Below are 13,866 nucleotides of genomic sequence, written 5' to 3' on the forward strand. Positions count from 1 at the left end.
TGCGGGTTGATCATCAAGTTATTGCCACCTCGCCCGGCGTGTCATGGCAAAAACTTCATGATCAATGGAAGGGGTCGATGGGTGGGCTTAGGTGGGGGGTTGGCGGCGGGGTGGTCGGGAGCGGCGGGGGCTGGGGGTCGGGACTGCTGCTTCGGTGCTGGGGCGGGCCGGGTCGATGTCGTCCGGGTTGGTTCGCGGGGCGGGGACCTGCGGTACGGCGGTCGCCTCGCCGGGCAGCGAGCCTGAGCCGGGCAGCGAATCCGTGCGGGGCGTCTGCGTTGAGGTGTCGGGCTTCCGGCGCCGGGCAGCGGTTCCGGCCGTCGAACCGGAGGCCGTCGAACCGGAGGCCGTCGACCCGGAGGCCGCCGACCCGGAGGCCGCCGGGCCGGGACCGGTGTCGGTGACCACTGCCGGGTCGGCCAGCGTGCCCTGAGCGACCGGGGCCGGGTCGGTGACCGTGCCCTGAGCTGCCGGAATCCGGTCGGCCCGACTCTGTTCGGCCGGGTGGCGCCGCTCGGTCGGGTGATGTCGCTCGGCCCGCTCGCCGAGGCGGGCTGCCAGCACCGAGCCGCCGATACCGGCGATCACCGCGTACGGGGCGATCAGCTGGGTGGAGAGCTGCGCGGGGCCGAGCGTGGACCAGTGCGGCAGTGTGGTCAGGTAGGCGAGTGCGACGAGCATCGGACCGGCCGCGCCGGAGGCCGCCGCACCCACCCGGTGCCCACCCGAGCGGGCGGACCGACGGGCGGCCAGCACCCCGATCAGCAGCGCGGGCACCAGGGCCAGCAGGGCGCCCGGCCAGTAGATCTGCCCCCCGATCCAGTACCGGGCGTGGTCCGGGTCGAACTGCCAGGTGCCGAGTTGCGCGCCGGTCAGCCCTCGTCCGACGCGTACCCCGTCGATCACCGAGATCACCGCGAGCAGCCAGAGCCAGGCTGCCGTCGCTGTCACGTTGACGGCGGCGGCTCGGGAGCGCAGCGCCCAGATCGCGACGAGGACGCCGATCAGGATGCCCAGTGTTGCCTGAACGGCGGCCGTCCGTTGCGGTGCGCCGGTGTCCGCGCCGGTCGCGACCCGCGCGGGTACGGCGATCAACAGCACCGTGACCAGCCCGCCCAACCCGGCACCGAGCGCCAGGGCCACCCGCCGCAGCAGGCCCCCGCGGTCGTGCTCCGGCGACTCGGCCACCGGCGGTGGTGTGCTCGTCACCCCGGCCGGGGCGGCCCCGGCTGTCGGTGGACGCGGGTCGACCGGGGGCTCGTGTTCCGGCTCTCGGTCACCGGGCGGCGTGCCGTCGTGGCGGTCCGCATCGTCGGTAGCGGTCTGCGCAGAGATCGCGGTCTTCGCCGGAGCGGTGCGTTGGTGGAGCCGCTGCGCGCAGACCGCGCCGAGGACCGTCGAGCTGGCGGCGAGCCAGGTCGCCCAGGCGAGCCCGTCCGCCCAGGCGGTGTCGGTAGCAGCGGCATCGGTGGGCGTCCAGGTGATGACGCCGAGCCCGTAGCCGAAGCCCAGTTGTGCGGCACCCGCGCCGGCAGCGACCCCGATCGCCGTCGCGATCGACACTCCCCAGCCCTGTCTGGCCATGCCGGGCAGCGTAACGTCCCGTCGTCGGCGCGGCGAGTCGCAACGACCCGCCGGTGTGGGACGCCGGCGCGGCGGATTGGGCGGCGGGCGGTACGGTCGCCGGTGATGAGGCGGTGGGCGTTATGACGGACACGAACCCGGGTCGGCAGAATGCCGCCGGTGGCGGTGCGGGCCGGGCCAGCGTCGTGCTCGGTGGCGGGTTGGCGGCGGTGCTGCTCGCCGCGGTCGGTGCGACAGGTGGCTGGTTGCTGGCCGGCGAGGACGAGACACCCTCCGGTGATCCGCTGGCCGTTGCGACCACGTCGGGTGCGCCGACCGGCCGGACCACCGCACCGCGACCGAGCAGCGGACGGCCGACACCGTCGGCGGTCCAGACCTCCGCCACTGCGACCAAGGGTGCCGGTCTGACCGTGCCCCCGGTGATCGGCGCCGACTTCGAGCAGGCCCGGGAGACGCTGCGCAAGCAGCGGTTGGGTTGGCGGTTGGTCTTCGGTGGCGGCGTCGGTCGTACGGTCGAGAGCACCACACCGGAGGTGGGCACCGAGGTTGCCCGGGGGACGACAGTGCAACTACAGGTCGCCGGGCCGGCGCCGGCCGCCGAGGTGCCGGACGTGGTCGGCGAGAGCTGCGCGGACGCCGCCGACGAGTTGGTCGACGAGGGCCTGTACCCCCGCTACGTCACCGGACGCAGCGGGAAGGTCAGTCGGCAGGAGCCCACCGAGGATGGCTCGGCCCGGTGGAACGACCAGGTCAGCCTCTGGTGTGGCGCGGACTCCGTCGAGCAACCGACCACGAAACCCACGCCCTGACGCCTGGCCGGCGGGTCCCGCTTCCCGGCGGGTGCCCGCCGCTCGGCCTCGTCGACAGCCGGCGCGGCTCGGCACGCTGATCCCCGCCGATGGCGGTGTGGACGACTAGGTTGGCGGTCGAGGGCCGTGACGCCCGTCCGGGTTCGGGAAGGGACGTGCGATGAGCGACGACCGCCAGGAGCCTCCCGTCGGTGACGACGACGACTTGACCCGTCCCCTGCCCGCCGACGCTGACCGGCCGGGCCCGCCGGCCGACCACACGGCGCCGATACCTCCGCCGTGGTCCGGGCGGGCGGAGGTGCGCTCGCCCCGACCCGATGACTCCGCCGGAGAGTGGTACGTCGAGGAGCAGGGTGGTCGGCGGTGGTGGTCGCCGATCCTCTGGGGCGTCCTGGCGCTGCTGCTCGCCGGCCTGATCGGAGGCGCGCTCTGGTTGGTGCGTTCCCCGCAGGATGACGACCGGGACGATCCGGGGTCCACCCCGTCACTGCCGCCGACCAGCGCCACCAGCGCCCCTGCGACCAGCGCGGCCCCCACCTCGGCGGCACCCACCAGCGAGTCCCCGAGCAGCCCGGCCACCACGGACGCGCCGGACGAGGTGCCGGTGCCACCGCTCACCGGCCTGCCGCAGGCCACCGCCGAAGGGCTGTTGGATCGGCTCGGCCTGGCCCACCGGGTGGTGTTCCGCCCGTCGGAGCTGCCGGCGGGGACGGTGGTGGGCACCGAGCCGGGGGCGGGCGAGTCGGTGTCGACCGACGATGAGGTGTTGTTGATCGTCTCGCAGGCCGAGCCTCCGAGCGGGACGACCCCGACCACACCCAGCCCCACTGTGACGCGTACGCCGTGACCGCTTGTCACCACATCCGGCGGCGGGTGCCGACGAGGCCGATGCCGGCCAGCGAGATGGCCAGGCCGAAGATGCCGGACCAGAACAGCGAGCGGCGGATCTCTTCGGCGTCGTGTCCGGCCGGAGCTGCTTCGGTGAGCTCCTGACGGTTGTCGGACTGGCCGCCGGCACCCAGGCCGGATACCGCCCCGGTCGGGTCGGCACCGCCGTAGTGGTCGGCCGGCGCGTGGGTGTCGATCCAGCCCGGTTCCTCGTCGACCGACTGACCGTCGTCAGTCGGCGGGTCGGAGTCGAGCACGGTGATCTCCGGTGCGGGCACCGGTGTGGTCAGCCGGGTGGACGACATCGCCGGGTCGCGGACGAGGACCAGCAGTGTCGCCATCGCCCCGAAGAGGGCGAGGAGTCCGATGGCATAGGCGATACGGGAGCGGTGGTGCCGCCGCAGGGCGGGCTGATTGACCATGACCATCCCAGGGTCAGGGTCCTGGACGAGCGGGTGGAACGGTGCCGGGGTGGGCGTACCTGATTCTATGGCGACGGCACGCCCACCGGCGGCGGATCTGCTCGGTCAGCCCACCCGGACCGGGGTGCGCGCGACCGGGCGGCGGGTCCGCACGGTGTGCGGACGGGGTTCGGGGGCGGCGTGCAGCTGCTGCAGCCCTTCCCGCTGGACGAAGATCGACCGTCGGGTGACCGCGTCACCCGCCGCGTTCAACTCGTAGCCGTCGAGCCAGAGCCAGCCGTCATAGGTCGGCCAGTCGAGCACCCGGATCACCCGGAACTTGATCGGCCTGAGGAACTGGACACTCGCCGCGCGAGTCACGTGCAGTACGTCACCGGTGCGGGGAAGCACATGGGCTCCTGGGGAGGATCGGCCGGCGGCTGCGCCGGCGGTGCCTGAACGGGGGACGTCTCGGCCGGTGACGGGGTCGTGCCTCGTGAACCGGTGGTGCGGATGGCGGTGGTCGGGCCGTACCCCGCTGGTGACGTGCCGCCACCCGACCACCACCCGGTTGCTTCCGGGAACCGCGCCCGCCGCCGCAGCTTGCCGGCTTGCAGCGGCGGGGTCATTACCCCGGAGCAGGTCTCGTTGTCGTCGGCCGGACCCGCGTCGGGCTCGGCGCCCCCGGATCGGTGGGGTCACCACTGGGAGGGACCGAACGGGGACGCTGAGTGATCCGTGCCATACGGACAGAGTGCATCAGTGACGTGCTTCATGCAAGTTGCACGTCGACTTTTGCCGATACGTGAGCGTGTCGCGCGAAAGGCCTATTGAAGCCATCCGCATCCGGGCGGCACACTGAGGGCCGGTTTCGCCCGTCGCGGCCGGCCGAGGACCGGCACCACTCCCCTCCGTCGCGAACGCTCGCCGGTCGACGATCGCGCCCCCGGCGGGTGTCACCCAGTGGCGCGTTACCGGAGGTAGCCCGAGTGGGGTCGAGCAGCCAGCGGCGGGGACCAGTGAGTCACGGGTCGCGCGATGAGTGAGCGGCGCAGTCCCACCATCAGACGGCGGCGGCTCGGGGCCGAGCTGCGCCGCCAGCGGGAGTCCGCCGGAATCACCATCGAGGTGGTCGCCGAACAGTTGGAGTGCTCGGCGTCGAAGGTCTCCCGGATCGAGACCGGGCACACCACGGCCACCCCTCGCGACGTGCGGGACATGCTGCGGATCTACGGCGTGGTCGGCGCCGAGAGCGACGAGCTGGTGCAGATCGCCCGGGAGGCCCGCCAGAAGGGTTGGTGGCACCCGTACAGCACGGTGCTCGTCGGCGCGTACGTCGGGCTGGAGGCGGCCGCGAGTTCGATCCGGGCGTACGAACAGCAGGTCGTTCCGGGCCTTCTGGAGACCGAGGAGTACGCCGGTGCCATGATCCGCGCCGCTCGTCCGGACTTCACCGCCGATCAGGTGCACCAGAGAGTGCGTGTCCGTCTGGGCCGTCAGTCGTTATTGACCCAGGACGATCCGGTCGATCTGTGGGTGGTGCTCGATGAGGCGGTGGTAAGTCGGCCGGTGGGCGGGGACGAGGTGATGCGCGGCCAACTCAGACGGTTGGTCGAGGTGGCCGAGTTGCCGAACGTGACGCTGCAGATCCTGCCCTTCGAGGTGGGTGCGCACGCCGGCATGGACGGCACGTTCACGATCCTCAGCTTCCCTGAGCCCGGTGATCCGGATGTTGTGTACGCGGAGAACGCCACGGGTGGGCTCTTCCTCGAGAAGAGCGACGAACTACAGAAGTACAGCTTCATCTTCGATCACATCCGCGCTGCGGCCATACGTCCGGAGGAGTCCGTCGCACACATCGCAAAACTGGCAGAGGAGCCGTTGTGGAAATGGCGACCAAAGGGTTCCCGGTGGACCTGACGCAGGCAGCGTGGTTCAAGAGCTCGAAGAGCGGGCCGAACTGTGACAACTGCGTGGAGGTGGCGTACGTGACGGGGGCGGTCGGAGTGCGGGACTCGAAGGACAAGGCGGGCCCCGCCCTGGTCTTCGCGCCGGGCGACTGGCACGCCTTCGTCGCCGGCACCCGCGGTGGTGTGTTCGGCGTGGTCTGACCGAGTGGTCAGTGAAGTCCCCGTCCGGTTCGCCGGACGGGGACTTCACCGTGTCCGTCCCCGGTAGGTACGGCGGACGGTCGCGGGTCCCGACGGTGGCCGGCGAGGTTCCGTCGGGATTCCCGTCGCCACAGCGCCCCCGTCTCGTTGAACCGGTCGGTACGGCGCTGGTCGACGACCCGCCGCACCGACCCGCAACCGAGCGAGTAGGCGAGACGGATGACGACGATCGGTTCAGAAAATCTCACCAACGGCCCGGCGAAGCCGGAGCGGTTCGGTGGCAAGTACCGCGGCGCTCGTCGGGACACGGTTCTGACCGAGGTGGTCTCGACCGACCAGGAGTTGACCGGGCGGGAGGGCGCCGCCGAGACGACGGATCCCCCGCTCTCGCTGCCCTCACTGGACCCGAACCCGCTGATCGAGCCGTCGTTCCCACCGAGCGGCTGGCCGGTGGAGCCGCCCCAGTCCCTGGCTGACCACCCGTTGCTGCGTGGCCTGCTGATGGAGTTGCCGCCGAAGGGCACCGTGCCCTCGCAGGACTGGCTGGATCGCTGGTTCGAGGCGACCAGGTCGATCCTGGAGTTGCTATACGTGCAGAGCGCCAGCCGCCCGCGCTGACCGTGCGACGGCCGGCCGGGCCCGCTCGGCGAGGCGGTTGTGCCGCAGCGCGTGCCGGACCCCGATGGCGATCACCGCGACCGCGCCGACGGTGATCGCCGGTCCGGTGACCCCGGGGTCGGCGCCGAGGTCGGTGCCGGCCGCCGCGACCAACGCCGGCACGGTGGCCAGGGCGGTGACCTGTAGTGGCAGCCCGACCAGCGGGTGGGCCGCCGCGGCGCGCAGCCCGTGTGGCGCGGGGGTGGCGGGGGCGCTGGCGAACGCGCCGGCACCGGCACGCAGCCGGCGGATCCGTCGTACGGAGCAGACCGTCGCCACGAGCGCCGGGCCGGCGGCGAGGGTGAGCCCGGCGGCGGCCCGGTCGACCGGCGCGGTGCCCGCGCTGAACAGGCCGCCGCCGAGCACGGCCGCGGTGAGCGTCGCGCCGGTGAGGGCGAGCACCAGCAACCATCCGGTACGCCGGCGCAGCACGCGGGTGTTGCGCAGCCGGGGCAGGCCGTCGGCAACGATGCCGGCGGCCAGCCAGACGGCGGCGACCGGGAGCAGGATGGTGAGCTGACTCTCCATGCTCGAGAGTCTTTCCCGAATCTCGGCGAGGCGAATCCGGGCCGGTCCCCCGTTCGTCCCGGACGCCGGGCCCGTAGGGGGTCATCACTCGAAGGTTATGGACGTTCCGACATGTTTAATTGCCCCGCTGCTGATCTACCCTCAGCTAAATCGGCAACTGTCGATTGATGTTGGGACCGGTGGTCACGTTCCGCCGCCGGTCAGAGGGAGGTAGGAGATGGGTCTTCCACGAAGGTCCGTGCTGATCGGGGTGGCCGCGGCGACAGTGCTGGCCGTCGGCACCCCGGCCCTGGCCGCCGAACCCGTCGGTGTGGTTCGGGCCGCCGGCGGAGCCACCGCCGTGCCGGACAGCTACATCGTCGTACTCAAGGACAGCGCCGTGGCCCGGGACCGGGTCGGCGACACCGCGAAGCGGCTCTCCGGCCGCCACGGCGGCACTGTGGCCCGCACCTACGGCGCGGCGCTGCGCGGCTTCGAGGTCACTGTGAGCGCGAACGCGGCGGCGCGGATCGCGGCCGACCCGGCGGTGGCGTACGTCGAGCAGAACCACACCGTCTCGATCTCCGGCACGCAGGCCAACCCGCCCTCCTGGGGTCTGGACCGGATCGACCAGCGCAACCTGCCGTTGGACAGCTCCTACACCTACCCCAACACGGCGAGCAACGTGCACGCCTACATCATCGACACCGGCATCCGGTTCTCCCACAACGACTTCGGCGGCCGGGCCACCTCCGGCTACGACGCCGTCGACGGCGGGTCGGCCGACGACTGCAACGGGCACGGCACGCACGTCGCCGGCACCGTCGGCGGGTCCGCGTACGGGGTGGCCAAGGCCGTCCAGCTCGTCGGCGTACGGGTGCTGAACTGCTCCGGTAGTGGCACCAACGCCGGTGTGATCGCCGGCGTCGACTGGGTCACCGCGAACGCGATCAAGCCGGCCGTGGCGAACATGAGCCTCGGCGGTGGCGCGAACAGCTCCCTGGACAACGCCGTGCGCAACTCGATCGCCTCGGGCGTCACGTACGGCCTGGCGGCCGGCAACGACAGCGGCGCGAACGCCTGCAACACCTCGCCGGCGCGCACCACGGAAGCCATTACGGTGGGCTCGACGACCAGCTCGGACGCCCGGTCGTCGTTCTCCAACGTCGGCACCTGTCTGGACATCTTCGCGCCCGGCTCGTCGATCACCTCGGCCTGGTACACCAGCAACACCGCCACCAACACGATCAGCGGCACCTCGATGGCCACCCCGCACGTGGTCGGAGCGGCGGCCCTGGTGGCCAGCGCCAACCCGAGCTGGACCCCGGCTCAGGTCCGCAACCAACTGGTGGCCAACGCGACCCCGAACGTGGTGGGCAACCCCGGCTCCGGCTCGCCGAACCTGTTGCTCTACGTGGGTACCGGCAGCACCCCGCCGCCGCCCACCGGCTGCACCGGCACCAACGGCACCGACGTGTCGATCCCGGACGCCGGCTCGGCGGTGACCAGCTCGATCACCATCTCCGGCTGCGGTCGCAACGCTTCCTCGGCCTCCACGGTGGCGGTGAACATCGTGCACACCTACCGCGGTGACCTGGTCATCGACCTGCTCGCCCCGGACGGCAGCTCGTACCGGCTGAAGAACAGCAGCACCTCGGACAGCGCGGACAACGTCAACGCCACGTACACGGTCAACGTGTCCGGTGAGGCCGCCGACGGCATCTGGCGGCTCCAGGTGCGCGACACCTACTCGGCCGACACCGGCTACATCAACACCTGGACCCTGACCGTCTGACCGGTCTCCCACGACCGAGGCCCCACCCGGCACGCCGGGTGGGGCCTCGCGTCGTAGGGCTCAGACCGAGAAGGGTCGTAGGGCTCAGACCGAGAAGCTGGCCGGCCGCTCGGTGGCCGGCGCCGGCGGGCGGGCCTTCCACAGGCCGAGCTTCTGCGCGACCAGGCGGCTCAGGTAGGCCGGGTTGAGGATGATGTAGCGGCGCCAGAGCCGCTTCGGCTCCAGACCGAGGCGCCAGAACCACTCCAGGCCGACACGCTGCATCCACGGCGGGGGCTGGCGCAACAGCCCGGCGTGGTAGTCGAAGGCCGCGCCGACCGCCATCAGCGGCATGTCGAGCAGTGGCCGCATGGCGTACGTGAAGACCTCCTGGCGCGGGCAGCCGAGGCCGACCAGGACCAGCCGGGCACCGCTGGACCGGATTCGGTCGGCGATCTCGGCGTCCTCGCCGGGCTGGACGGCACGGAACTTGGACGGCTCCACCCCGGCGATCTTCAGCGCCGGGAACATCCGCTCCAGGGCCGGGATCAACCGGGCGAGGGTCTCCTCGGTCGAGCCGTACAGGTAGACCGGCAGCCCTTCGTCCGCGAACCGCGACAGCACGTGCAGGGTCAGGGTCGGCCCGTACACCCGGTCGCTGAGCCCGGCGTGGTGCAGCAGGTTGAGCGCCCACCGCACCGGCTGCCCGTCCGGCGTGACCACGTCGAAGGAGTTGAGCCGCGCGTTGTGCGCCGGGTCGAGCACCCCGGTCATCACACCGTGCACGGCAAGCGCGGTCAGCGCGAGGGGACGCCGTTCGTGCGCCGCGGTCACCACCGCGTCGGTCGCCGTGGCGTAGTCGGTGGCGTCGACCAGGACGCCGAGCACGTTGCGCTTGGTTCGGCTGCTCACGGCTGGGCCACCCACTTGTCCACGTTGGCCTCGTAGATTTCCCGCAGGATCATCGGCACGTCGTAAGTGATCTTCCAGTCCGGATACTGCGCCTCGAACCGCGCCATGCTGCTGACGTACCACTGGTGGTCGCCGGTGCGGTTCTGCTCGACATAGTTGATCCGCGCCTCCCGGCCGGTGATCTCCTCCGCGATGCGGAACGCCTCGATGTGGGAGGTGTTGGAGTGGCGACCGCCGCCGAGGTTGTAGACCTCCGCGGAGCGGGGGGCCCGGAAGAACGCCTCGAACGCGGTCAGCACGTCGTGGGAGTGGATCGCGTCCCGGACCATCTTGCCCTTGTAACCGAACAGGTTGTACGTCCGGCCCTCCATGACGCAGCGCATCAGATAGGCCAGGAACCCGTGCAGTTCGGCGGCGGAGTGCGCCGGGCCGGTCAGGGTGCCGCCCCGGAAGCAGGCGGTCTTCATGTCGAAGTAGCGCCCGTACTCCTGGACCATCACGTCCGCGGCGACCTTGGAGGCGCCGAAGACGGAGTGCAGTGAGTGGTCGATCGACATCTCTTCGGTGATGCCCTGGTACCAACGGTGGTCCTCGGGCAGCTCGTACCGGGTCTCCAGCTCGACCAGCGGCAGGCTGTTGGGCCGGTCGCCGTAGACCTTGTTGGTCGAGCAGTGGATGAACGGCACGTCGATCGCGTGTCGGCGGGTGTTCTCCAGCATGTTGAGCGTGCCGCCGGCGTTCACGTCGAAGTCCGTGTACGGCTCCTTGGCGGCCCAGTCGTGGCTCGGCTGCGCGGCGCTGTGGATCACCACGGCGATGTCCGAGCTGTACTTCTTGAACACCTGCTCCAGGCCGTCCCGGTCCCGGATGTCCACCGCGAAATGGGTGTAGGCGTTACCCAGGTCACGGCTGAGCCGTTCAAGGCTCCAGGAGGTGGAACCGTCCTCGCCGAAGAAGTACCGGCGCATGTCGTTGTCGATGCCCACGACATCCAGACCGAGGCCGGCGAAATGCCGGACGGCCTCGGAGCCGATCAGACCACCCGACCCTGTCACCAACGCGACACTCACACGCCACTCCTGGTCCATCGGAGGCAGAATCCATCGGAGCATAGCGTGACGTCCGGCACGCCCCGATATGACGGAAGGGCTCCGCATATGCGGAGCCCTTCGTCGGTGGTGGGGATGGGGGGAGTTGAACCCCCACGCCCTTTCGGGCACACGGACCTGAACCGTGCGCGTCTGCCATTCCGCCACATCCCCGTGGCACAACCCGGAACACCTTAGCCGCCCTGGCCCCGCTGTCGCCAACGGGCCCCGGGAATACTACGCTGTTCCCGGCGCTCGCCACGAGCGGTTACCGTTCGTGGCGGACGAAAGATTAGCACGACAGTCCCGGCCCTTCCGAACGGGTCGAGAGCAGCCGGCCGAGCGGCGTGTGAGCTGCGCGCGCGCCGGCCGGATACCATCATGTCCTCGGGACCCGAGGAGGAGCCGGTGAGCGTGCTGCAACGCTTCGAGAAGCGTCTGGAAGGCCTGGTCGAAGGGGCCTTCGCCAAGGTCTTCAAAGGGGTGGTCCACCCCGTGGAGATCCTCAACGCCATGCAGCGGGAGGCCGAGGCGCACAAGGCGATCCTGGCCGGTGGGCGCACGTTGGTGCCCAACCGCTACGTGATCGATCTCTCGCCGTTCGACCATAGTCGGCTGGCGCCGTACGCCGCCGCGCTGGCCCAGGAGTTGGCCCAGTCGCAGGCGGAGTTCATCGGCGAGCAGGCGTGGACGGTCTACGGCGACGTGATCGTCGAGATCGAGCGAGGTGAGGGCCTCGACACGGGCATGTTCCGGGTCACGGCCGAGGTCTACACCGGCGGCGAGGTCGCCCCGGTGTCGGCACCCGGCTACGACGCCGGCCCGCCCGCCTACCCCGCGTACGACCAGGGCGGTGGCTACGGTCCGCCGCCCGGGCACGGCGGCGGTCGCAACGTGCGGCTGGTCTCCGGCGACGGTCGCACCTATCCCCTCCAGATGGGGTCGACGGTGATCGGTCGTGGCGACCAGGCCAACCTGCGGCTGCCCGACGTGGGCATCTCCCGGCGACACGCCCGGCTGGATTTCGACGGGGGCCAGGTCGTGCTGACCGACCTGGGTTCGACCAACGGCACCATGGTGAACGGGCAGCGGGTCTCCGCCGTCGCGCTCAACCCCGGTGACATGGTCCAGCTCGGTACGACGACGCTGACCTTCCGCGTGGACGGCTGAGCCGCCTTGCCGGAACTGGTCATCACCGTTGCCCGGTTCGGGTTCCTGATCCTGCTGTGGATCTTCGTGTTCACGGTGGTCGGCGTGATCCGCCGGGACCTCTTCGCGGGCGCCCGGTCCGGTCGCCTGGTGGCCGCGCCACGCGCGGTGGGCGCCTCGACGGGGCAGGCGGCCAAGCCAGCGAAGGTGAAGCGGGGTAGGGCGGCGCACCAGTTGGTGGTGACAGCCGGTCAGCTGGCCGGCACCAGGATCACTCTCGGTGAAGCTCAGATCACCATCGGTCGAGCCGAGGACTCCACCCTGGTCATCACCGACGACTACGCCTCCGCGCGACACGCCCGGCTCGTGCCGCGTGACGGGCAGTGGTACGTCGAGGACCTCGGCTCGACTAACGGCACGTACCTCGATCGCGCTAAGGTCTCCGGACCAACCCCCGTCCCCCTCGGCGTGCCGATCCGGATCGGCCGCACTTCCCTCGAATTACGGCCATGACTCTGACCCTGCGCTATGCGGCCCACAGCGACCGCGGTCTGATCCGAGACGGCAATCAAGACTCCGTCTACGCCGGGCCGCGGTTACTCGCCGTTGCCGACGGCATGGGCGGTATGGCCGCCGGTGACGTCGCCAGCAACATCGTCATCGGTGCCATGGCGCCGCTCGACGAGGACGTCCCGGGGGACGCCCTCGTCGATGCGTTGCGTTCGGCCGTGGGCACCGCCAACCAACAACTCCGCGACACGGTGGACGCCAACCCGCAGTTGGAGGGGATGGGCACCACGCTGACGGCGACCCTCTTCACCGGCAGCAAGCTGGGAATGGTCCACATCGGTGACTCGCGGGCCTATCTGCTGCGCAACGGCGAGTTCGCGCAGATCACCAAGGACGACACGTACGTCCAGATGCTCGTCGACGAAGGCCGGATCAGCGCCGAGGAGGCGAGCAGCCACCCGCAGCGGTCGCTGCTCACCCGCGCCCTCGACGGTCGGGACATCGACCCGGAATACTCGGTCCGCCAGGTCATGCCCGGCGACCGGTACCTGATCTGCAGCGACGGCCTCTCGGGTGTGGTCAGCGCCGAAACCATCGGCGAGACCATGCGGGAGTACGCCGACCCGCAGCAGTGTGTCGAGCGGCTGGTGCAGCTCGCGCTGCGCGGCGGCGGGCCGGACAACATCACGGTGATCATCGCCGACGCCACCGACCAGGACATCGTCGAGGCGACCCCGATCGTCGGCGGTGCCGCCGCCCGGGACCGGGGAATGGCGACCTCCGCCGACGACTCGACCCCGGCCGCCCGAGCCTCGGCGCTCTCCGCGCCGCGCCCGGCCGCGCCCGAGGAGCCGGCGGCCGCCGACGACGAACCGGACCGGCCGAAACGACGCCCGGTGCGGACCGCCGCCATGGCGCTGGCCGTGCTGGTGATCGTCGGCGGGGCGGCGTTCGGCGGCTGGACGTACACCCAGCGGCAGTACTACGTGGGAGCCACCGAAGAGGGGCAGGTCGCCGTCTTCCGTGGGGTCCAGGGTCAGATCGCCGGGATGGACCTGTCCAGCGTGCACCGCCGCAGCGGCACCCGGCTGGACGACCTCACTGTCGCCGCGCAGGACACCGTCAAGGTCGGCATCCGGGCCAAGAGCGAGCCGGACGCCGAGCGTCAGCTCGCCGAGCTGACCAGCGACACCCCCAGCAACCCCAACCTGAAGCCGCTCTGCCCACTCGACCCGACCGCCGCCGGGGCCAACACGCCCACGCCCACGCCGACGCCGATCGGTTTGACGCCGACCCCGAACGGCAGCCCGAGCGTCAACGCCTCGTCGACCCCCAACGGGGTTGTCAGCGCAACCCCGACCGCCGGTGCCACCACCGCTCTCGGGGGGGCCGGCGCGACCACCACACCCGACGTCACGCCCTCAGACTCGGCCACGCCGGCGCTCGACCCGGCCAGCTGCCGGTCTCCTGAGTGAG

15 protein-coding genes and 1 tRNA gene are annotated in these 13,866 nt (G+C 71.1%); 9 read left to right on the top strand and 7 right to left on the bottom strand.

All coding sequences use genetic code 11. The annotated features are described in order from the left end of the window. Window positions 1–87 precede the first annotated feature (87 nt). On the bottom strand, window positions 88–1,584 hold the full coding sequence (locus tag ACX27O_RS01085) for a hypothetical protein (RefSeq protein WP_030331950.1): 1,497 nt from the start codon (window positions 1,582–1,584) through the stop codon (window positions 88–90). Between the two features lie 122 nt (window positions 1,585–1,706). Here ACX27O_RS01085 and ACX27O_RS01090 point away from each other — a divergent pair, with 122 nt between their 5' ends. After that, window positions 1,707–2,393 (top strand): PASTA domain-containing protein, encoded by a 687-nt coding sequence (locus ACX27O_RS01090; RefSeq protein ID WP_458938811.1) that lies wholly within the window; start codon window positions 1,707–1,709, stop codon window positions 2,391–2,393. A gap of 160 nt (window positions 2,394–2,553) precedes the next feature. After that, on the top strand, window positions 2,554–3,240 hold the full coding sequence (locus ACX27O_RS01095; protein ID WP_210861761.1) for a PASTA domain-containing protein: 687 nt from the start codon (window positions 2,554–2,556) through the stop codon (window positions 3,238–3,240). A gap of 7 nt (window positions 3,241–3,247) precedes the next feature. Here ACX27O_RS01095 and ACX27O_RS01100 read toward each other — a convergent pair whose 3' ends face one another. Both ACX27O_RS01100 and ACX27O_RS01105 read right to left on the bottom strand, forming a co-directional pair. Beyond that, entirely contained in the window at window positions 3,248–3,709 is a 462-nt protein-coding gene (locus tag ACX27O_RS01100; RefSeq protein WP_030331956.1) for a hypothetical protein, read from the bottom strand. Window positions 3,710–3,808: 99 nt separating this feature from the next. Next, on the bottom strand, window positions 3,809–4,093 hold the full coding sequence (locus tag ACX27O_RS01105) for a hypothetical protein (protein WP_030331959.1): 285 nt from the start codon (window positions 4,091–4,093) through the stop codon (window positions 3,809–3,811). A 627-nt stretch (window positions 4,094–4,720) separates the two neighbouring features. On the opposite strand from ACX27O_RS01105, the gene ACX27O_RS01110 reads away from it, so the two are divergent. From ACX27O_RS01110 to ACX27O_RS01120, 3 genes are all read left to right on the top strand, one after another. Next, entirely contained in the window at window positions 4,721–5,602 is an 882-nt protein-coding gene (locus tag ACX27O_RS01110; protein WP_030331961.1) for a helix-turn-helix domain-containing protein, read from the top strand. Continuing rightward, the gene (locus tag ACX27O_RS01115; protein WP_210861763.1) at window positions 5,572–5,793 is read left to right on the top strand and encodes a DUF397 domain-containing protein; all 222 of its coding nucleotides are present in this window, start codon (window positions 5,572–5,574) and stop codon (window positions 5,791–5,793) included. The genes ACX27O_RS01110 and ACX27O_RS01115 overlap by 31 nt, the downstream gene beginning before the upstream one ends. Before the next feature lie 219 nt (window positions 5,794–6,012). After that, a complete protein-coding gene (locus tag ACX27O_RS01120; protein WP_030331964.1) occupies window positions 6,013–6,411 on the top strand; it encodes a hypothetical protein in 399 nt (132 codons plus the stop codon). On the opposite strand, the gene ACX27O_RS01125 is transcribed toward ACX27O_RS01120, so the two are convergent. Continuing rightward, window positions 6,379–6,978 (bottom strand): hypothetical protein, encoded by a 600-nt coding sequence (locus tag ACX27O_RS01125; protein ID WP_358128042.1) that lies wholly within the window; start codon window positions 6,976–6,978, stop codon window positions 6,379–6,381. The two genes, ACX27O_RS01120 and ACX27O_RS01125, sit on opposite strands and share 33 nt — an antisense overlap. 217 nt (window positions 6,979–7,195) lie before the next feature. Between ACX27O_RS01125 and ACX27O_RS01130 the strand changes: the two genes are divergently transcribed. After that, on the top strand, window positions 7,196–8,752 hold the full coding sequence (locus ACX27O_RS01130; RefSeq protein WP_030331969.1) for a S8 family peptidase: 1,557 nt from the start codon (window positions 7,196–7,198) through the stop codon (window positions 8,750–8,752). A gap of 84 nt (window positions 8,753–8,836) precedes the next feature. On the opposite strand, the gene ACX27O_RS01135 is transcribed toward ACX27O_RS01130, so the two are convergent. From ACX27O_RS01135 to ACX27O_RS01145, 3 genes are all read right to left on the bottom strand, one after another. Next, window positions 8,837–9,643, bottom strand: coding sequence for a WecB/TagA/CpsF family glycosyltransferase (locus ACX27O_RS01135; protein WP_210857862.1), 807 nt, complete (start codon window positions 9,641–9,643; stop codon window positions 8,837–8,839). Further along, window positions 9,640–10,755 carry an NAD-dependent epimerase/dehydratase family protein gene (locus tag ACX27O_RS01140; RefSeq protein ID WP_030331972.1) on the bottom strand — a complete coding sequence of 372 codons (1,116 nt, stop codon included), beginning with the start codon at window positions 10,753–10,755 and terminating at the stop codon, window positions 9,640–9,642. The genes ACX27O_RS01135 and ACX27O_RS01140 overlap by 4 nt, the downstream gene beginning before the upstream one ends. Window positions 10,756–10,819: 64 nt before the next feature. Continuing rightward, window positions 10,820–10,905 (bottom strand) — tRNA-Leu (locus tag ACX27O_RS01145). Window positions 10,906–11,112: 207 nt separating this feature from the next. Between ACX27O_RS01145 and ACX27O_RS01150 the strand changes: the two genes are divergently transcribed. The 3 genes from ACX27O_RS01150 to ACX27O_RS01160 are packed head-to-tail and all read left to right on the top strand — an operon-like array spanning window position 11,113 to window position 13,865. Further along, on the top strand, window positions 11,113–11,901 hold the full coding sequence (locus ACX27O_RS01150) for an FhaA domain-containing protein (protein ID WP_007454122.1): 789 nt from the start codon (window positions 11,113–11,115) through the stop codon (window positions 11,899–11,901). Window positions 11,902–11,907: 6 nt separating this feature from the next. Beyond that, complete coding sequence (locus ACX27O_RS01155; protein WP_030331975.1) at window positions 11,908–12,393, top strand: FHA domain-containing protein FhaB/FipA; 486 nt, start codon at window positions 11,908–11,910, stop codon at window positions 12,391–12,393. After that, window positions 12,390–13,865: a PP2C family protein-serine/threonine phosphatase gene (locus ACX27O_RS01160; protein ID WP_210857863.1), complete on the top strand. Its 1,476-nt coding sequence runs from the start codon at window positions 12,390–12,392 to the stop codon at window positions 13,863–13,865. The genes ACX27O_RS01155 and ACX27O_RS01160 overlap by 4 nt, the downstream gene beginning before the upstream one ends. Window position 13,866: the final 1 nt, after the last annotated feature.

It is taken from the genome of Micromonospora sp. SD19 (assembly GCF_054462275.1).